Source organism: Streptomyces sp. MK7 (genome assembly GCF_032658145.1).
Classification (GTDB): Bacteria; Actinomycetota; Actinomycetes; order Streptomycetales; family Streptomycetaceae; genus Streptomyces; species Streptomyces spiralis.
Window position 1 is genome coordinate 331,253 of record NZ_JAVACL010000001.1, and the last position, 18,360, is coordinate 349,612.

At 72.9% G+C, this 18,360-nt stretch carries 18 protein-coding genes; 7 read left to right on the forward strand and 11 right to left on the reverse strand.

Annotated elements, in window-relative coordinates; translation table 11 throughout:
* Positions 1 to 82: 82 nt before the first annotated feature.
* From R2S09_RS01470 to pdhA, 3 genes are read right to left on the reverse strand one after another with little or no spacing between them, the layout of a single operon-like run.
* Positions 83 to 1,486, reverse strand: a complete 1,404-nt coding sequence (locus R2S09_RS01470) for a dihydrolipoamide acetyltransferase family protein (RefSeq protein WP_316739312.1) — start codon at positions 1,484 to 1,486, stop codon at positions 83 to 85.
* Positions 1,486 to 2,490, reverse strand: a complete 1,005-nt coding sequence (locus R2S09_RS01475) for an alpha-ketoacid dehydrogenase subunit beta (RefSeq protein WP_306184654.1) — start codon at positions 2,488 to 2,490, stop codon at positions 1,486 to 1,488. The genes R2S09_RS01470 and R2S09_RS01475 overlap by 1 nt, the downstream gene beginning before the upstream one ends.
* On the reverse strand, positions 2,487 to 3,626 hold the full coding sequence (gene pdhA, locus R2S09_RS01480) for a pyruvate dehydrogenase (acetyl-transferring) E1 component subunit alpha (RefSeq protein ID WP_306184652.1): 1,140 nt from the start codon (positions 3,624 to 3,626) through the stop codon (positions 2,487 to 2,489). Before pdhA ends, R2S09_RS01475 begins: the two co-directional genes overlap by 4 nt.
* Positions 3,627 to 3,815: 189 nt before the next feature.
* Between pdhA and R2S09_RS01485 the strand changes: the two genes are divergently transcribed.
* Positions 3,816 to 4,298: an Lrp/AsnC family transcriptional regulator gene (locus tag R2S09_RS01485; RefSeq protein WP_316739582.1), complete on the forward strand. Its 483-nt coding sequence runs from the start codon at positions 3,816 to 3,818 to the stop codon at positions 4,296 to 4,298.
* 12 nt (positions 4,299 to 4,310) lie between these two features.
* On the opposite strand, the gene R2S09_RS01490 is transcribed toward R2S09_RS01485, so the two are convergent.
* On the reverse strand, positions 4,311 to 4,901 hold the full coding sequence (locus R2S09_RS01490) for a TetR/AcrR family transcriptional regulator (protein WP_316739315.1): 591 nt from the start codon (positions 4,899 to 4,901) through the stop codon (positions 4,311 to 4,313).
* Positions 4,898 to 6,412 (reverse strand): 3-hydroxyacyl-CoA dehydrogenase, encoded by a 1,515-nt coding sequence (locus R2S09_RS01495; RefSeq protein WP_306184648.1) that lies wholly within the window; start codon positions 6,410 to 6,412, stop codon positions 4,898 to 4,900. The genes R2S09_RS01490 and R2S09_RS01495 overlap by 4 nt, the downstream gene beginning before the upstream one ends.
* 195 nt (positions 6,413 to 6,607) lie before the next feature.
* Between R2S09_RS01495 and paaN the strand changes: the two genes are divergently transcribed.
* Positions 6,608 to 8,299: a phenylacetic acid degradation protein PaaN gene (gene paaN, locus R2S09_RS01500; protein ID WP_306184647.1), complete on the forward strand. Its 1,692-nt coding sequence runs from the start codon at positions 6,608 to 6,610 to the stop codon at positions 8,297 to 8,299.
* Between the two features lie 31 nt (positions 8,300 to 8,330).
* Here the strand turns inward: paaN and R2S09_RS01505 are convergent, their stop codons facing one another.
* Genes R2S09_RS01505 through R2S09_RS01515 form a run of 3 tightly spaced genes read right to left on the reverse strand, consistent with a single transcriptional unit; the run spans position 8,331 to position 11,214 of the window.
* Positions 8,331 to 9,098: a TrmH family RNA methyltransferase gene (locus R2S09_RS01505; RefSeq protein WP_316739318.1), complete on the reverse strand. Its 768-nt coding sequence runs from the start codon at positions 9,096 to 9,098 to the stop codon at positions 8,331 to 8,333.
* Entirely contained in the window at positions 9,095 to 10,309 is a 1,215-nt protein-coding gene (locus R2S09_RS01510) for an HTTM domain-containing protein (RefSeq protein WP_306184644.1), read from the reverse strand. Before R2S09_RS01510 ends, R2S09_RS01505 begins: the two co-directional genes overlap by 4 nt.
* Positions 10,306 to 11,214: a DUF5819 family protein gene (locus tag R2S09_RS01515; RefSeq protein ID WP_316739320.1), complete on the reverse strand. Its 909-nt coding sequence runs from the start codon at positions 11,212 to 11,214 to the stop codon at positions 10,306 to 10,308. Before R2S09_RS01515 ends, R2S09_RS01510 begins: the two co-directional genes overlap by 4 nt.
* 455 nt (positions 11,215 to 11,669) lie before the next feature.
* Between R2S09_RS01515 and paaA the strand changes: the two genes are divergently transcribed.
* From paaA to R2S09_RS01540, 5 genes are read left to right on the forward strand one after another with little or no spacing between them, the layout of a single operon-like run.
* Entirely contained in the window at positions 11,670 to 12,779 is a 1,110-nt protein-coding gene (gene paaA, locus R2S09_RS01520; RefSeq protein ID WP_316739321.1) for a 1,2-phenylacetyl-CoA epoxidase subunit PaaA, read from the forward strand.
* On the forward strand, positions 12,776 to 13,063 hold the full coding sequence (gene paaB, locus R2S09_RS01525; RefSeq protein ID WP_037614825.1) for a 1,2-phenylacetyl-CoA epoxidase subunit PaaB: 288 nt from the start codon (positions 12,776 to 12,778) through the stop codon (positions 13,061 to 13,063). The genes paaA and paaB overlap by 4 nt, the downstream gene beginning before the upstream one ends.
* Positions 13,060 to 13,779 (forward strand): 1,2-phenylacetyl-CoA epoxidase subunit PaaC, encoded by a 720-nt coding sequence (gene paaC / locus R2S09_RS01530; RefSeq protein WP_306184636.1) that lies wholly within the window; start codon positions 13,060 to 13,062, stop codon positions 13,777 to 13,779. Before paaB ends, paaC begins: the two co-directional genes overlap by 4 nt.
* Positions 13,773 to 14,396 carry a 1,2-phenylacetyl-CoA epoxidase subunit PaaD gene (gene paaD, locus R2S09_RS01535; RefSeq protein WP_306184635.1) on the forward strand — a complete coding sequence of 208 codons (624 nt, stop codon included), beginning with the start codon at positions 13,773 to 13,775 and terminating at the stop codon, positions 14,394 to 14,396. The genes paaC and paaD overlap by 7 nt, the downstream gene beginning before the upstream one ends.
* On the forward strand, positions 14,396 to 15,460 hold the full coding sequence (locus tag R2S09_RS01540) for a 2Fe-2S iron-sulfur cluster-binding protein (RefSeq protein WP_316739326.1): 1,065 nt from the start codon (positions 14,396 to 14,398) through the stop codon (positions 15,458 to 15,460). Before paaD ends, R2S09_RS01540 begins: the two co-directional genes overlap by 1 nt.
* 26 nt (positions 15,461 to 15,486) lie before the next feature.
* On the opposite strand, the gene R2S09_RS01545 is transcribed toward R2S09_RS01540, so the two are convergent.
* The 3 genes from R2S09_RS01545 to R2S09_RS01555 all read right to left on the reverse strand — a co-directional run bounded on the left by R2S09_RS01545 (position 15,487) and on the right by R2S09_RS01555 (position 18,281).
* Complete coding sequence (locus tag R2S09_RS01545) at positions 15,487 to 15,834, reverse strand: rhodanese-like domain-containing protein (protein WP_306184631.1); 348 nt, start codon at positions 15,832 to 15,834, stop codon at positions 15,487 to 15,489.
* 95 nt (positions 15,835 to 15,929) lie between these two features.
* A complete protein-coding gene (locus R2S09_RS01550) occupies positions 15,930 to 16,778 on the reverse strand; it encodes a hypothetical protein (RefSeq protein ID WP_306184629.1) in 849 nt (282 codons plus the stop codon).
* 81 nt (positions 16,779 to 16,859) lie between these two features.
* The gene (locus tag R2S09_RS01555) at positions 16,860 to 18,281 is read right to left on the reverse strand and encodes a DUF2252 domain-containing protein (RefSeq protein ID WP_306184627.1); all 1,422 of its coding nucleotides are present in this window, start codon (positions 18,279 to 18,281) and stop codon (positions 16,860 to 16,862) included.
* Positions 18,282 to 18,360 lie beyond the last annotated feature (79 nt).

Here is an 18,360-nt window from a genome sequence, read left to right on the forward strand (position 1 = left end):
GTCCCACCCGCGATCACAGGGAACGCGGGCGGGGGCTCGGGGCAGGGTTCAGGGCCTGTACGCCGGACGGGCCCTGGTCTTCTCAGAGCGTGCGCAGCAGCACCGCAGGCTGCTCCACGCAGTCGGCCACGTAGCGCAGGAATCCGCCGGCCGTGCCGCCGTCGCACACCCGGTGGTCGAAGGTGAGCGAGAGCTGGACGACCTGCCGCACCGCCAGCTCGCCCTCGTGCACCCATGGCTTGGGGACGATACGGCCGACGCCGAGCATGGCGGCCTCGGGATGGTTGACGATCGGTGTGGAGCCGTCGACGCCGAACACTCCGTAGTTGTTCAACGTGAAGGTGCCGCCGGTGAGTTCCCCGGGGGTGAGGGTGCCCGCGCGGGCGGCCTCGGTCAGCCGGGCGAACTCGGCGGTCAGCGACTCGGCGTCCCGCGCGTGCGCGTCCCGTACGACGGGGACGACCAGCCCACGCTCGGTCTGCGCGGCGAAGCCCAGGTGCACCCGGTCCAGCCGGACGATCTCCCTGGCCTCCATGTCGACCGTGGAGTTGAGCTCGGGGTAGCGGGCGAGGGCGGCGGCGCAGATGCGGGCGAGCAGCGCGAGCAGGGAGACCTTCGGTCCGGCCGCCGCGTTCATGGCCGTCCGGGCGCGCATCAGCTCCGTCGCGTCGGCGTCGACCCAGCAGGTCGCGTCCGGGATCTCGCGGCGGCTCCGGGAGAGCTTGTCGGCGACGGCGCCGCGAACCCCCTTGAGGGGGATCCGGGTGCCGGCGGCGGCCGCGCTCTGCGCCGGGGCGGGCTCGGACGGGGACATGGCGGATGCCGCGAACGTGGCCGTCGGGACTGCCGAGGTCGGCGTCTTCGCCGTACGGCCCGGTGCCGTCCCGGCCCTGAACGCGTCCTCGACGTCCGCGCGCAGGATCAGCCCGTCGGGCCCGGAGCCCGACAGCCGCCGCAGGTCTACGCCGTACTCCCGGGCGAGCCGGCGCACCAGCGGGGAGATCACGGGGACGGGACCGTCGGCCGGCCGCCCGGCATGGTCGGCGTGCTCGGCCACCGCCGGCACGATCACGGGGCGCGGGGCCGGCCCGGGGGCCGAGGGGGCCGCTGCCCCGTCCGCCCGCGGCGCGCTCGGGGCGGGTCGTATCCTGCGGCGGCGCGCCGGTGGCGCCCCCGTGCCGTAGCCGACCAGGACGTTGCCGGAGCCGCCGGTCCCGCCCTCGGCGGCCGGTTCGGACACCTCCCCGACCGCGACCGTCAGCAGCGCGGCACCCACGGGCAGTTCCGTGCCCTCCTCGCCGAAGCGGGCCGTGACCACACCGCCGTAGGGGCAGGGCACCTCGACCATCGCCTTGGCCGTCTCGACCTCGACGACCGGCTGGTCGACGGTCACGACGTCGCCCACCTCGACCAGCCAGCGGACGATCTCCGCCTCGGTGAGCCCCTCCCCGAGGTCGGGGAGCTTGAACTCCAGCACCTGTGCCATCAGCTTTCGGCCTCCCACTGCAGACGCGCCACGGCGTCCAGGATCCGGTCGACGCCGGGCAGGTGGTGCCGTTCCAGCATCGGCGGCGGGTAGGGGATGTCGAACCCGGCCACGCGCAGCACCGGCGCCTCCAGGTAGTGGAAGCAGCGCTCCGTGACACGGGCGGCGATCTCCCCGCCCGGGCCGCCGAACCCACCCGACTCGTGCACGACGACCGCCCGTCCGGTGCGCCGGACCGACGCGCTCACCGTCTCGTCGTCGAACGGCACCAGCGAGCGCAGATCGACGACTTCCAGCTCCCAGCCCTCGCCCCGGGCCGCCTCGGCGGCTTCGAGGCAGACGGGCAGGGACGGGCCGTAGGTGACGAGTGTGGCGCTCCTGCCGGTGCGCCGCACCACCGCGCGGCCGATCGGTTCAACGGCCTGCGGGTCGTCCGGGTTCCAGGAGTCCTTCGACCAGTACAGCCGCTTGGGTTCGAGGAAGACGACCGGGTCGTCGGAGGCGATGGCGGCGCGCAGCAGCCCGTAGGCGTCGGCGACGGTCGCGGGAGTGACGACGTGCAGCCCCGGGGTCGCCATGTAGTACGCCTCGGAGGTGTCGCTGTGGTGCTCGACGCCGCCGATGCCGCCGCCGTAGGGGATGCGGATGGTCAGGGGCAGGGGCATCTTCCCGCGTGTGCGGTTGCGCATCTTCGCGACATGGCTGACGAGCTGTTCGAACGCGGGGTAGGCGAAGGCGTCGAACTGCATTTCGACGACCGGGCGCAGGCCGTACATCGCCATGCCGACGGCGGTGCCGAGGATGCCGGCCTCGGCCAGCGGGGTGTCGGTGCAGCGGTCCTCGCCGAACTCCTTGGCGAGTCCGTCGGTGACGCGGAAGACGCCGCCGAGGGTGCCGACGTCCTCGCCCATGACGTGTACGGCGGGGTCGGCGGCCATCGCGTCGCGCAACGCGCGCGTGAGGGCCTGGGCCATGGTGGCCGGCTTGAGGGCGACGGTGCTCATCGGGCGGTGCCCTCCTCCGCCTCGGCCGCCAGCTCGGCCCGCAACAGGGCTTGCTGCTCGCGCAGTTGCGGGGTCGAATCGGCATAGACATGGGCGAACAGGTCCATCGGGTCGAGCACCGGGTCCTGGTTCATGCGGTCGCGCAGCCGCGCGGCCATCGTCTCGGCCTCCTCGCGGACGGCCGCCATCGCGTCCTCGTCGATCAGCCCGCGGCCGGTCAGCTCCCGCTCCAGCAGCTGGACCGGGTCGTGGCCGCGCCAGGCCTCGACCTCGGCCTCGCCCCGGTAGCGGGTGGCGTCGTCGGCGTTGGTGTGGGCGTCGATGCGGTACGTCACGGCCTCGACCAGGGTGGGACCGCCCCCCGCGCGCGCGTGCCGTACGGCGTCGGTGAGCACCTCGTGCACGGCGGCGGCGTCGTTGCCGTCGACCAGGCGGCCCGGCATGCCGTACCCGACGGCCTTGTGGGCCAGGGAGGGCGCCGCGGTCTGCTTGGCGAGCGGGACGGAGATGGCGAAGCCGTTGTTCTGCACCAGGAAGACGACCGGGGCCTGCCAGACGGCGGCGAAGTTCAGCGCCTCGTGGAAGTCGCCCTCGCTGGTGCCGCCGTCGCCGACCATCGCGAGCGCCACCACGTCGTCGCCCTTGAGGCGGGCGGCGTGGGCGAGGCCGACGGCGTGCGGCAACTGGGTGGCGAGCGGCGTGGACAGCGGGGCGACGCGGTGCTCGTAGGGGTCGTAGCCGGTGTGCCAGTCACCGCGCAGCAGCGTGAGGGCCTCGACGGGGTCCACTCCGCGTGCCACCACGGCGAGCGTGTCGCGGTAGCTGGGGAAGAGCCAGTCGCGCTCCTCGAGGGCGAGCGCGGCGGCGACCTCGCAGGCCTCCTGGCCGGTGCTGGAGGGGTAGACGGCGAGCCGCCCCTGCTTGGTCAGGGCGGTGGCCTGCGCGTTGTAGCGGCGGCCGAGGACCACCTGCGCGTACAGACGGCGCAGCAGCTCCGGATCGGCCTTCCCGGCCGCGTCCGTCCCCAGCACGCGGTAGGGCTCCGCGTCGGGCAACAGCGGCGCGGGGTCGGTACGGGGCTGCCAGGCGGGCGGCGGCGATGGCCGGTAGGCACCCCGCTGCTCCATGACCGTCATGACGGCACCTCCTCGTGGGAGCGGCTACGGAGGCGCATCGGCTGTGACCCGCCTCACCTACCGATTGTTCGGTCGTCGGCACATTTTGGCTACAGGCGACCCCAGGCTGTGGACAAACGGTTCTCCACAGCGTGGGATGGACGCAGTACGTCCATGGTAGAGAGGCGGGGGGACATGGCTCCTGAACAAATGGCCGAAAGCCCGGACGGCGTCGCCCTGCCGCCGCCCCGCCCGCTGGACTCCGTGGACCAGGACATCCTGCAGATGCTCCAGTCGGACGGCCGCGCATCGATACGGTCCGTGGCCGAACGCGTCCACGTCTCGCGCGCCAACGCCTACGCCCGCATCAACCGCCTCATCGACGACGGTGTCATCCGCGGCTTCGGGGCCCGCGTCGACCATGAACGCGCCGGGCACGGCACGTCCGCCTACATCACGCTGAAGATCGTGCAGAACTCCTGGCGCACCGTGCGCGAGCAGCTGCGCCGGCTGCCCGGCGCCTCCCACATCGCCCTGGTCGGCGGCGACTTCGACGTCCTGCTGCTGGTGCACACGCCGGACAACCGGGCGCTGCGCGAGCTGGTGCTGACCCGGCTCCAGGCGATCCCCGAAGTGCTCAGCACGCGCACACTGCTGGTGTTCGAGGAGGAGGACCTGGAACCGCAGCGGTGAACGCGTGCCGGATCAGCCCTCCTTGCGCAGACCGCCGAAGACCAACCGCGCCACCGCGTCGGCCACTTCCCGCTCGTTCATGCCCCGGCCGTCCGGCCGGTACCACTCCGCGATCGAGTTGATCATCCCGAAGACGAGTCGGGTCGCCAGCCGCACCTCCACGTCACCGCGCACGTCGCCGTCGGCCGCCGCCGCCTTCAGCAGTTCGGCCACCCGGTGGTCGAACTCGCGCCGCCGCTCCAGCGCCCACCGCTCGGTCACGGTGTTGCCGCGCACCCGCAGCAGCAGCGTCACGTACGGCAGTTCGGCGATGAGCACCTCGACCATGCGGCGCACGACGTACTCCAGGCGCTCGGCGGCGCGCCCCACGCGCGCGTGCTCCTCGTCGAGGATCCCGAAGAGGCCGTCCAGCGCCCTGCTGACGGCTCGGCGCAGCAGCTCCTCCTTGCCGGCGACGTGGTGGTAGATCGACGACTTGGAGATGCCGGCGGCCTTGGACAGGTGCTCCATGGAGGTGCCGTCGTAGCCGCGCTCGTTGAAGACCCGCACCGCCACGGACAGCAGCGTCTCGGGCGTGTACGTGTCGCGCCTGGCCGTGGTCATGAGATGCCCTCCCGCTTCTCGGAGGCGTAGGCGTGCCGGTACAGCGCCAGGGACGGGGCGTACCGTCCGGACGGGTCGCGCAGGTGCAGGTCGTCCAGCAGCCCGTAGGCCCAGGTCCGGCCGAGGCGGCGGCTCCACTCGAAGGGGCCGAGGGGGTAGTTGACGCCCAGCCGCATCGCGGTGTCGATGTCCTCCTCGGTGGCCACGCCCTTGGCGACGGCGTCGTGCGCCAGGTCGACGATCCGGGCCACCGTCCGGGCGACGATCATTCCGGGGACGTCCCCGATGACGCTGACGTCCTTGCCGAGGGCCTGGAACAGTCCGGTGGACTCCGCGAGGGTCTGCGGGGAGCTGTCCTGCGAGGCGGAGAGGGCGATGCGGGTGGCCCGGCGGTAGTCGAGCGCCAGATCGAAGTAGACGACGTCGCGGAACTCGACCGAGGTCTGCCCGTCGGCGAGGACCAGCTGACCACCGCCCGGCAGCACCAGGCGGGTGCCGTTGTCCTCGTCCTCCTCACGGACCTGGATGCCCGCCTCGCGGATCAGCTCCAGCAGCTCCGACGCGGGTCCCAGATCGCCCTCCGCGACGACGTACGCGGGTGGCTGCGCCCGCTCGGCGGTGTGCGGCTCGGGGCGCTCGGCGCCGTCTCCGTAGTCGTACCAGCCGTGGCCGCTCTTGCGGCCGAGCCGGCCGGACTCGACCAGGCGGCGCTGGGCGAGCGAGGGCGTGAAGCGCACGTCCTGGAAGAAGGACCGCCACACGGAGTGGGTGACGGACTCGTTGACGTCCTGGCCGATGAGGTCGGTCAGCTCGAAGGCGCCCATCTTGAACCCGCCGGACTCGCGCAGGACCGCGTCGATGGTGGCGGGGTCGGCGGCCTGGGACTCCAGGACGGCGAAGGCCTCGGCGTAGAAGGGGCGCGCGATGCGGTTGACGATGAAGCCGGGGGTGTCGGCGCAGGCGACCGGGGTCTTGCCCCAGGCACGGGCCGTCTCGTACGCGCGCGTGGCCGACGTGACGTCGGTGGCGAACCCCGAGACGACCTCCACCAGCGGCATCAGCGGGGCCGGGTTGAAGAAGTGCAGGCCCACGAAACGGCCCGGGTTGCGCAGCGCCCCGCCGATGGCGGTCACCGACAGGGACGAGGTGTTGGTGGCGAGCAGGCAGTCGTCGGTGACGATGCCCTCCAGTTCCGTCAGCAGCTCCTGTTTGACGTCCAGCCGCTCCAGGACGGCCTCGACGACCAGGGAGCAGTCCGCGAGCTCCGCCAGGCTCTCGGCGGGCTTCAGCCGGACGCGGGCCGCGTCCCGGTCGGCGCCGGTGAGCCGGTCCTTCTCGACGAGCCGGTCGAGCCGGGCACCGATCGCGGCGGCCGCCTCCTGGGCCCGCCCGGGCACGGTGTCGTACAGGCGTACGGAGTGGCCGGCGACCAACGCGACCTGGGCTATGCCCTGGCCCATGGTGCCGGTGCCGACGACGGCCACGGGGCTGCTGAGGTCGAGTGCTGTCATGTGCGCGATCCTCCCGCACGGCGTTTTCCACAGCTGCGGCGGACCCCCCTCCGCCCAGACTTTTCCACAGACGCGGCGGACCACTTGCCCCGACCGATCGTTCGGTTACTCTAACTCTGACCGGCTGTCCCTGCCCATGTTTCTGCCAGGTCATGAGCTCGACGAGGAGCTCTTGAGACAAGGAGTTGGTCCCGCATGGCCGCCGAACTGACCGCGCACGAGCTGATCGCCCGCCACCGGCCCACTCTCGACCAGGCGCTGGAAACGATCCGCACGCGCGCGTACTGGTCGCCCCACCCCGAGCACCCCAAGGCCTACGGGGAGCACGGCAGCCTGGACGCGGCCGCCGGCAAGGCCGCCTTCGACGCCCTCCTGGGCACCCGCCTGGACCTCGGCCAGCCCGGCACCGACGACTGGATCGGCGGTGAGGTCTCGCCGTACGGCATCGAGCTGGGCGTGACGTACCCGCACGCGGACATCGACGTGCTGCTGCCCGCCATGAAGGCCGGCCAGGGCGCCTGGCGCGACGCGGGCGCCGAGACCCGCGCGGTGGTCTGCCTGGAGATCCTCAAGCGGATCAGCGACCGGACGCACGAGTTCGCGCACGCGGTCATGCACACCTCCGGCCAGGCCTTCATGATGGCGTTCCAGGCGGGCGGCCCGCACGCCCAGGACCGCGGCCTGGAAGCGGTGGCGTACGCGTACGTGGAGCAGGTGCGCACGCCCGAGACCGCCGAGTGGACCAAGCCGCAGGGCAAGCGCGATCCGCTCGCCCTCACCAAGCACTTCACGCCGGTCCCGAGGGGCGTCGCACTCGTCATCGGCTGCAACACCTTCCCGACGTGGAACGGCTACCCGGGCCTCTTCGCCTCCCTGGCCACCGGCAACGCGGTCCTGGTCAAGCCCCACCCGCGCGCGGTGCTGCCGCTCGCGCTCACGGTGAAGATCGCCCGCGAGGTGCTGGCCGAGGCGGGCTTCGACGCGAACCTGGTGGCGCTCGCCGCCGAACACCAGGGGGAGGGCATCGCCAAGACGCTGGCCACCCGCCCGGAGATCAGGATCATCGACTACACGGGCTCCACCTCCTTCGGCGACTGGCTGGAGGCCAACGCCCGCCAGGCGCAGGTCTACACCGAGAAGGCCGGCGTCAACACGGTGCTCGTGGAGTCCACCGACGACTACAAGGGGATGCTCTCCAACCTGGCCTTCTCCCTGTCCCTGTACAGCGGCCAGATGTGCACCACCCCGCAGAACCTGCTGATCCCCCGCGAGGGCATCCGCACCGACCAGGGCCCCAAGTCCTTCGACGAGGTGGCGGCCGACCTCGCGAAGGCGGTCGACGGCCTGCTCGGCGACGACGCCCGCGCGAACGCCCTGCTCGGCGCGATCGTCAACCCGGACGTCAAGGCCCGCCTGGAGGCCGCGGCGTCCCTCGGGGAGGTCGCCCTCGCCTCCCGCGAGATCACCAACCCCGACTTCCCCGGAGCGGTCGTCCGTACCCCGGTGATCGTCAAGCTGGACGGCGCCAAGCCGGACGACGAGGCCGCCTACATGAGCGAGTGCTTCGGCCCCGTCTCCTTCGCCGTCGCCGTCGACTCGGCCGCCGACGCGGTGGAGCTGCTGCGGCGCACGATCCGTGACAAGGGCGCCATGACCGTGGGCGCCTACACGACCGACGAGGAAGTCGAGCGGGCGGTGCAGGAGGTGTGCCTGGAGGAGGCCGCCCAGCTGTCGCTGAACCTCACCGGCGGGGTGTACGTCAACCAGACGGCCGCCTTCTCCGACTTCCACGGCTCGGGCGGCAACCCGGCGGCCAACGCGGCCCTGTGCGACGGCGCCTTCGTGGCCAACCGCTTCCGGGTCGTGGAGGTCCGCCGCGAGGCATAGGGCGCGTTCCGGGAGCAGCGCCGGCCGCCCGTCAGAGTGCGCCCCCGGCCGTACTCCAGTGGTACAGCGTCATCGCGACACTGGTGGCGAGGTTGTAGCTGGAGACCTGGGGGCGCATCGGCAGGGCCACCAGATGGTCGGTGCGCTCCCGGAGCTCGGCGGACAGCCCACTGCGCTCGGAGCCGAAGGCGAGCACGGCGTCGTCGGGCAGCTTCAGCCGGCGGATGTCCTCGCCCTCCGGGTCGAGCGCGAACAGCGGGCCGGGCGGGAGCTCGTCCACGGCCAGCCGCTCCACCGCCGTCGCGAAGTGCAGCCCCGCCCCGCCGCGCACCACCGTCGGGTGCCAGGGGTCGAGGGTGCCGGTGGTGACCACCCCGGTCGCCCCGAAACCGGCGGCCAGCCGGATCACCGCACCCGCGTTGCCCAGGTTGCGCGGCTGGTCCAGGACGACGACCGGCGCGCCGCGAGGCGTGTGCGCCAGCGCCCGCAGGTTCGCCTCGCGGGAGGGCCGCAGAGCGAGCGCGGCCACGGCGGTGGGATGCGGACGCGGCACCAGAGCGGCGTACGTGTCCCTGGACACCTCGGCGAGCAGGGCGTCCAGGGTGTCCCGGACGTCCGGGGCCAGCTCCTCGGCGAGGGCGAGCGCCGCACCCCGGTCGGCGGTGACGGCCACCGGCACCTCGGCCCCGAAGCGCACCGCGTGCTTGAGGGCGTGGAAGCCGTCGAGCAGCACGGTGGGCGCGGAGCCGTCGGCGAGCCGGCGCCAGTCGCGTACGGGGCCGGGTACGGGGTCCGTCATGCCGGGAAGCCTACGTGGACGGGCTCGCTGTCCCCGGGGGAGCGCGGCTCCCCCGGCTCGCGGCGGCCGCCGCGCGACAGCAGCCGTCCACGCGCGCGTGCCGCCCGGTCGCCGAGCCGGTGCAGGAACGACGTCGGCAGGAACACCGCGTCCGCCGCGATCATGGCCAGCGAGAAGAACGGCAGCCCCAGGACGACGGCGATCACGGCGTGCTCGGTCATCATGGCCACCAGCAGGACGTTCTTCACCCGCCGGTTGAACAGCGTGAAGGGGAAGGCGACCTGCACGATCACCGTCCCGTAGGTGAGGACCACCATGATCGTCCCGCTGGAGGACAGCAGATCGGCCAGACCGGGCCAGGGCGAGAAGTAGTCCAGATGGAGCGGGTAGTACACGGCGGTGCCGTCCTGCCAGCGCGAGCCCTGGATCTTGTACCAGCCGGCCGTCGCATAGATCAGACACGCCTCCGTCATGATCACCAGCAGGGCGGTGTTGTGCAGGACGTTGGCGATCACGTCGAGCAGGATCCGCGGCTCGGCCGACCTCGCGCGCCGCGCGACCAGCCACCACAGCGCCTGCGCCGCCCACACCGCCCACAGCAGCGCGGGCAGCAGCCACTCGCCCTGCATCCTGCCCGCCGCCGTGACCCCGGCCAGGACCGCCCCCAGCACACCCCACAGCACCGGACCCACCCGGTCGGGCGGCACCCGCTCTCCCCGCACGCGTGCCGCTCGCCCGCGCTCCGCCCCTCGCGCGTCCAGCGACCACACCCGTCCACAGCGGATGAAGACCAGGTACAGCGACATCAGGTGCAGGACGTTGTCACCGCCGTCGCCCACGAAGACACTGCGGTTCTGCAGCGAGAACACGCCGAGCATGAACAGCACGGACATCGTGCGGGTGCGCCAGCCCAGCAACAGCAGCAGGCTCGCCAGCACGGCCAGCGCGTAGACGGTCTCGAACCAGAACTGGCCCCTGAACCACATCAGCGCGGTGAACGCGCCGTTCTCCTGCGTCAGACGCCGGCCCAGGTCGAAGCTCCACGGGCCGTCGGGGCCGTACAGCTCCTGGCGGTGCGGATACTCGCGCAGCAGGAACAGCAGCCACGTCGCGGAGAAGCCGATGCGTATCACGGCCGTCTGGCGGGAGCCGAGGGCGGCCTCGGTGATCCGGCCGATCCCCCGGGAGACGGTGAGGGCGAGCCGGTTCACCGCACACCTCCCCGGGCCTCGGCGGCCGGCACCGTCCACCACGGCAGCACGCGGTAGGCGGGCTCGGACGGCACCGTCTCACCGCTCCACCTGGGCGGCGGCACGGCGGCGGTGCGGACGCGGACCTGGACGCGCTGGAGCGTGCCGCCGCTGCCGGCCGCGTGGTCGCGGTCCAGGCGCAGCACGACGATCCGGCGCAGGTACTCCTCGGACAGGGTGCCGCGCACGCCCACCGGGCGGTTGTCCTTGTCGTGCGTGCCGGCGTAGTAGTCGAAGGCGCGGCGCAGCTCGTTCTGCTGGGTGTGGCTGGGCAGCGGGTTGCCCCGGATCGCCCGGCCGTCCTCCGCCGACAGGTCGTACCAGCCGGTGGTGGAGGCGCTGCCGTCCGCCCCGTGCGTCTCGGCGCGCACCTGGACGGCGATGTTCTGCTGCAACGGGTTCGGCGCGAACAGTTTCCAGTTCTGCTCGAACTCCGGGTATATCCAGTCGTCGATGGCCTTGCCGTGCTGCTTCGTCACCGTGTTCGAGGGTGCGACGTGCAGGAACACCATGCCGAGGTGCACACAGGCGACGACCGCCACCACCGCGAGCGCCAGCGCGGCGCCCACCTGGTAGCGCGGAGAGAGCGCGGCTACACCAAGACGGGCGCCGACGAGGGGCTCGGGACGGTGCTGGGGCTCGCGGGCACCGGGCTCCCCCTCCGGCCCGGAAGGCTCGCGGGTCGCGTGAGGTCGGTCTGTCTCCTTCGTGACCAGAGACCCAGCAGGCTCATCGGTCCCCTTGCCCCTGTGTGGCTCATCGGCCCCACCGGTCTCGCGGGGCTCGCCGGGACCGGTGGTCCTGTCCGGTCCATGTCGCCCGCCAGGTCCGTGCGGGGCGTTCGAGTCCTCGTCGTGCGTGTCCATTCCGCCGCCCCGTTTCCCGATCCCGCTCCGTACCCGCTCTGTCTTCCGGCCGTGGGCCGCCCGTCGCCCCGCCGCCCGGGCTCTGTCACGTCACCGCGCCCACACGCACCACTCCCGGGCGCCGCACGGAACGGTACTCAGAGCCGTCGGCCGGGCACAGCCCCGGCCCGTGGGACGGTCGGGCCCGCACGACGTTTGGTACCACTCTGTCGGCCTTCACCCGAATGGCACGGCAGCCGTGCACACAGACCCCACACAGCAGACCCTCACGGTCGGGGAGCCCGGGCGCCCCGGCCGCTTCCGGGGCGGGCGCGGGCGGTCCGCGCTTTGTCCACAGGGCGCTCCCACGTTTCCACAGCGGTTGACACTCCGTGGCGGCGAACCGCACCATGGATTCCACCGGACCGAACGATCGGTCGGGACATGGCAGAGAAGTCGAGGTCAAGGGGGACCGCATGGCGACAGCAGCCGCGCACCTGACGGCCGGCACCCCGGCGCACGACGCCCCGGACGGCGCCGCGGGAACGGACGGGAACCAGCGCGCCTTCGACGCCGCGGTGGCCGCCGAGGAGCGCATCGAGCCACGTGACTGGATGCCCGACGCCTACCGCGCGACGCTGGTCCGGCAGATCGCCCAGCACGCGCACTCCGAGATCATCGGCATGCAGCCGGAGGCCAACTGGATCACGCGCGCGCCGTCCCTGCGCCGCAAGGCCATCCTCATGGCCAAGGTCCAGGACGAGGCGGGCCACGGCCTGTACCTGTACAGCGCCGCCGAAACGCTGGGCACCAGCCGCGAGGAGCTGCTCGACAAGCTGCACACCGGCCGCCAGAAGTACTCCTCGATCTTCAACTACCCCACACTGACCTGGGCGGACGTGGGCGCGATCGGCTGGCTGGTGGACGGCGCCGCGATCACCAACCAGGTCCCCCTGTGCCGCTGCTCCTACGGTCCCTACGCACGCGCCATGGTCCGTATCTGCAAGGAGGAGTCCTTCCACCAGCGCCAGGGGTACGAACTGCTGCTGGCCCTGAGCCGGGGCACGCCCGAGCAGCACGCGATGGCGCAGGACGCGGTGAACCGCTGGTGGTGGCCGTCCCTGATGATGTTCGGCCCGCCGGACGACGCCTCCCAGCACTCCGCGCAGTCGATGGCCTGGAAGATCAAGCGTCATTCGAACGACGAGCTGCGCCGGCGCTTCGTCGACATCTGCGTCCCTCAGGCGGAGTCCCTCGGCCTCACCCTCCCCGACCCGGACCTGAAGTGGAACGAGGAGCGGGGGCACCACGACTTCGGCGCCATCGACTGGACCGAGTTCCAGGCCGTCCTCAAGGGCAACGGCCCGTGCAACGAGCAGCGCCTGACCCAGCGCCGCCGGGCGCACGACGAGGGCGCCTGGGTACGGGAGGCGGCCGCGGCCCACGCGGCCAAGCACAGCGGCAGAACAGGCACGACCGGCACGGCAGGCACGACAAGCACCGCGGACACAGCAGGTGCGACCGGCACGGCAGGCGCGACAGGCACCGCAGACGCGACCGGCAGGACAGGAGCGAAGCAGGCATGACGAACACCGACTGGCCCCTGTGGGAGGTCTTCGTGCGCTCCCGGCGCGGGCTCTCCCACACCCACGCCGGCAGCCTGCACGCCCCGGACGCCGAGCTGGCCCTGCGCAACGCCCGCGACCTGTACACGCGACGTGGTGAGGGCGTATCGATCTGGGTGGTCCCCTCCGCCGCGATCACGGCCTCCTCACCGGACGAGAAGGACCCGTTCTTCGAGCCGGCCGCCGACAAGCCCTACCGGCACCCGACCTTCTACGAGATCCCGGAAGGGGTGAAGCACCTGTGACCGCCACCGTCGCCACCGCCGCCGCCCTTGCCCTGGGCGACGACGCCCTGGTGCTCTCCCACCGGCTGGGGGAGTGGGCGGGTCACGCGCCCGTCCTGGAGGAGGAGGTCGCCCTCGCCAACATCGCCCTCGACCTGCTGGGCCAGGCCCGGGTCCTGCTGTCGACGGTCGGCGACGAGGACGAACTGGCCTATCTGCGTGAGGAGCGCGCCTTCACCAACCTCCAGCTCGTCGAGCAGCCGAACGGCGACTTCGCGCACACCATCGCCCGCCAGCTGTACTTCTCCACCTACCAGCACCTGCTGTACGCGGCGCTGGCCGGCGGCGAGGGCGAGTTCGCCCCGCTCGCCGCCAAGGCGGTCAACGAGGTCGCCTACCACCGCGACCACGCCGAGCAGTGGACGCTGCGGCTCGGCGACGGCACGGACGTCAGCCACGAACGCATGCGGCGGGCCTGCGAGGCGCTGTGGCGGTTCACCGGCGAGATGTTCCAGCCGGTGGCAGGGCTGGACGTCGACTGGGCCGGCCTGGAGGGCGCCTGGCTGGAGTCCGTGGGTGAGGTGCTGGAGCGGGCCACCCTGACGCTGCCGGAAGGTCCGCGGGCCACGGCGTGGTCGGCGGGCGCCGGGCGGCAGGGCGTGCACACCGAGCCGTTCGGGCGGATGCTCGCCGAGATGCAGCACCTGCACCGCAGCCACCCGGGGGCGTCATGGTGACCGCGCCGACCACGCTGGAGGCGGAGCTGCTGCGGCTCGCGGGCTCCGTGCCCGACCCCGAGCTGCCCGTGCTCACGCTTCAGGAGCTGGGCGTGGTCCGCGCGGTGCGTCTGCACGGCGCGGACGCGGTCGAGGTCGAGCTGACCCCTACCTACACCGGCTGCCCGGCCGTCGAGGCGATGGCGCTCGACATAGAGCGGGTGCTGCGCGAGCACGGCATGCGGGAGGTCACCGTCCGCAAGGTGCTCTCGCCGGTCTGGTCGACGGACGACATCACGGACGAAGGGCGGCGCAAGCTGCGGGAGTTCGGCATAGCGCCGCCGCGCGTGCGATCGGCCTCGGGACCCGTCCCCGTGGAGCTCGGCCCCACTCACACCCGCTTCCGCACGGCCCCCGCAGCCAAGGGCTCCCCCGCCGCTCCCACCGATCCCGCCGCCCCCACTGCCTTTACAGCCCCCACTGCCTCCACTGCATACGACCCTGCCGACGCCGTCCGCTGCCCGCACTGCGGATCGGCCGACACCGAGCTGCTCAGCCGGTTCTCCTCCACCGCCTGCAAGGCGCTGCGGCGCTGCCTGGCCTGCCGGGAACCGTTCGACCACTTCAAGGAGGTGTGATGGCCCGGTTCCACCCACTGCGCGTGACGGCCGTCGACCGGCTCACCGACGACTCCGTGGCTCTCACCTTCACGGTGCCGCCGGAGCTGCGGACGGAGTACCGGCACGCGCCGGGCCAGCACCTCGCCCTGCGGCGGGTGGCCGACGGGGCCGACATCCGGCGGACGTACTCGATCTGCTCACCGGCACCGGACCCCGACGGAGACGGACCGCGCACGCTGCGGGTCGGGGTGCGGCTGGTGGAGGGCGGGGCGTTCTCCGCCTACGCGCTGAAGGAGATCAACGTCGGGGACGAGCTGGAGGTGATGACCCCGGCGGGCCGCTTCACGCTGCATCCCGCGCCCGGTCTGTACGCGGCCGTCGTCGGCGGCAGCGGCATCACGCCGGTGCTGTCCATGGCCGCCACCCTGCTGGCCCGCGAACCGTCGGCCCGCTTCTGCCTGATACGCAGCGACCGGACCACCGCCTCGACGATGTTCCTGGAGGAGGTCGCCGACCTGAAGGACCGGCACCCCGAGCGGCTGCAGCTGGTGACGGTGCTCTCGCGGGAGGAGCAGCAGGCCGGGTTGCCGTCCGGGCGGCTCGACGAGGAGCGGCTCACGGGGCTGCTTCCGGCGCTGCTGCCGGTGCCCGAGGTGGCCGGATGGTTCCTGTGCGGGCCTTACGGGCTGGTGCAGGGGGCCGAGCGGGCCCTGCGGGGACTCGGGGTCACCCGGGACCGGATCCACCAGGAGATCTTCCACGTGGACGCCGGTACGGCCACCCGCCCGGCATCCATGGCACCGGCGCACAGCACGGTCACCGTCCGGCTCGACGGCCGTGGCGGGACGTGGCCGGTCCAGGACGGGGAGACGCTGCTGGAGACGGTGCTGCGCAACCGTCCCGACGCGCCGTACGCCTGCAAGGGCGGGGTGTGCGGGACGTGCCGCGCCTTCCTGGTGACGGGCGAGGTCCGCATGGACCGCAACTTCGCGCTGGAACCGGAGGAGACGGAGGCGGGTTACGTGCTGGCGTGCCAGTCGCACCCGGCCACGGAGAAGGTGGAGCTGGACTTCGACCGCTGAGCACGGCCCAGGTCACAGCACGTGGCTCACAGCACGTGGCCGGGCTTGCCCTCGTCGGTCACGACGGGGCGGCCCGCCGCGGCCCACACCTGCATGCCGCCGTCGACGTTCACCGCGTCGATGCCCTGCTGGACCAGGTACATCGCGACCTGGGCCGAACGGCCGCCGGAGCGGCAGATCACGTTGATCCGCCCGTCCTGCGGCGCCGCCTGCGCCAGCTCGCCGTAGCGGGCCACGAACTCGCTGATGGGGATGTGCAGGGCCCCCTCGGCGTGGCCCGCCTGCCACTCGTCGTCCTCGCGGACGTCCAACAGGAAGTCGCCGTCCTTGAGGTCCTGGACCTCGACCGTGGGTACACCAGCTCCGAAATGCATGCTCCGACGCTACCCGAAGCAGGACAGCCGGCGGATCGCCACCGAGTGCGGACCCGTCACCGGGCCTGACGGCCCGGCCGACGCCGGCCGGGCCGTCAGGCCCCGCCCCGCACCTCCGCCAGTTCCGCCTCGCGTTTCGCCACGTCGTCGCGGAGCTGGGCGGCGATCTCGTCGAGGAGGCCGTCGGGGTCGTCGGGAGCGAGCCGGAGCATCCCGGCGATCGCGCTGTCCTCCAGCTGCTTGGCGACGAGCGTGAGGATCTCCTTGCGCTCGGCGAGCCACTCCAGGCGGGCGTAGAGCTCCTCGCTGCGGCTGGGGCGCAGCTCGGCGGGCCGGGGGCCGGCGGCCCACTCCTCGGCCAGCCGGCGCAGCTCGTCCGCGTCGCCACGGGCGTAGGCGGCGTTGACCCGGGTGATGAACTCCTCGCGCCGCTTGCGCTCGCCGTCCTCCTGCGCCAGGTCGGGGTGGGCCTTGCGGGCCAGCTCCCGGTAGAGGCTGCGGGCCTCCTCGCTCGGACGGACCCGCTGCGGGGGCCGCACCGGCTGGTCGGTGAGCATCGCGACGGCCTCCGGGAACAGGCCGTCGCCGTCCATCCAGCCGTGCAGCAGCTCCTCGACGCCGGGGATCGGCTGCAGCCGATCCCGCGCCTCCTGCGCCCGGCGGACGTCCTCCGGGTCACCGGTGCGCTCGGCCCGGGCCTCGGCGATCTGCGCTTCCAGCTCGTCCAGGCGGGCGTAGAGCGGGCCGAGCCGCTGCTCGTGCAGCCGGGAGAAGTTCTCGACCTCCACCCGGAAGGTCTCCACCGCGATCTCGTACTCGATGAGCGCCTGCTCGGCGGCCCGCACGGCCCGCTCCAACCGCTCCTCGGGCCGCGCCGCGGCGCCCTGTGACCTCGCCCGATCCGCTCCGGCGACGTCACCCTGCTCAGGTTCCGGGATCGTCACCCGACCAGCGTAGCGCCGCGCCGACCGGGGCCGGGCAGACGGCCGTCACCGGCCACCGGGCCTGAAGCGCTCCCGGCGGGCTCACACCCCCGCCTCGGCCGCGATCCGACCCGCCCGTACCGCCGCCACCAGCTCCGCGTGGTCCGCCTCGGTGCGGTCGGCACAGGCGACGGCGAAGGCGGCCATGGCCTCGTCCAGCTCCTCGTTCTTGCCGCAGTAACCGGCGATCAGCCGGGGGTCGGCGCTGTGGGCGTGGGCGCGGGCCAGCAGCGCGCCGGTCATCCGGGCGTAGTCGTCGATCTGGTCGGCGGGGAGGGCGGCCGGGTCGACGCTGCCCTTGCGGTTGCGGAACTGCCGTACCTGGAACGGCCGTCCCGCCACGGTCGTCCAGCCCAGCAAGATGTCGCTGACCACCTGCATCCGCTTCTGCCCGAGCACCACCCGGCGGCCCTCGTGGTCCGCCTCCGGCGCCGCGAAACCGGCGGTCACCAGGTGCGGCACCAGCGCCGACGGCCGGGCCTCCTTCACCTGCATCACCAACGGCTCGCCACGGTGGTCCAGCAGCAGCACGACGTACGACCGCGTGCCCACGCTGCCCGTGCCGACCACCCGGAACGCGACGTCGTGCACCGCGTGGCGGGCCAGCAGCGGGAGCCGGTCCTCCGAGAGCGTGGTCAGGTAGTGCTCCAGCGACGCCGCCACCTCCGCCGCCTCCGCGTCGGCCACTCGCCGCAGCACCGGCGGGGCGTCCACGAAGCGGCGCCCGCCGTCCTCCGTCCGCTCCGTCGACCGGGCGGCGAAGCGGCCGCTGGTGTTGGCCCGCGCCTTCTCCGAGACCCGCTCCAGCGTGCCGAGCAGATCGTGGGCATCGGTGTGGGAGACGAGTTCCTCGTCGGCGATGGCGTTCCAGGCGTCCAGAACCGGGAGCCGGGCCAGCAGCCGCATGGTGCGCCGGTAGGCGCCCACCGCGTCCTGGGCGGCGGCCCGGCAGCTGTCCTCGTCGCAGCCCGCCTCCCGGCCCGCGAGCACCAGGGAGGTGGCGAGCCGCTTGAGGTCCCACTCCCAGGGCCCGTGGACGGTCTCGTCGAAGTCGTTCAGGTCGATCACCAGGCCGCCGCGGGCGTCCGCGTACAGGCCGAAGTTGGCCGCGTGCGCGTCACCGCAGATCTGGGCGCCGACGCCGGTCATGGGAGTGCGCGCGAGGTCGTACGCCATCAGGCCCGCCGAGCCGCGCAGGAACGCGAACGGTGTCGCCGCCATCCTGCCGACCCGGATCGGCGTCAGCTCCGGGATACGGCCCTGGTTGGACTCCTCGACGGCCGTGAGCGCGTCCGGCCGGCCGGCGTCCGCCTCGAACACGGCGTGCGCGGACCGCGGGACGCGCTCCCGCAGCGCCTTGCCCTCCGCCTTGGGCGAGCCCTCGACGGGCCACCGCGCGAACCCGGACACCACCGGCACCCGCCCCGCACGCCCGGTTCCCGTTCCCACCGTGAGCTCGGTCATCCCGACCGCCCCTCCCCGTCCGGACCTCGTCCGGCCCCGTCCAGTTCACGTCAACGAGCCAGACCGTACAGCCGTGCCC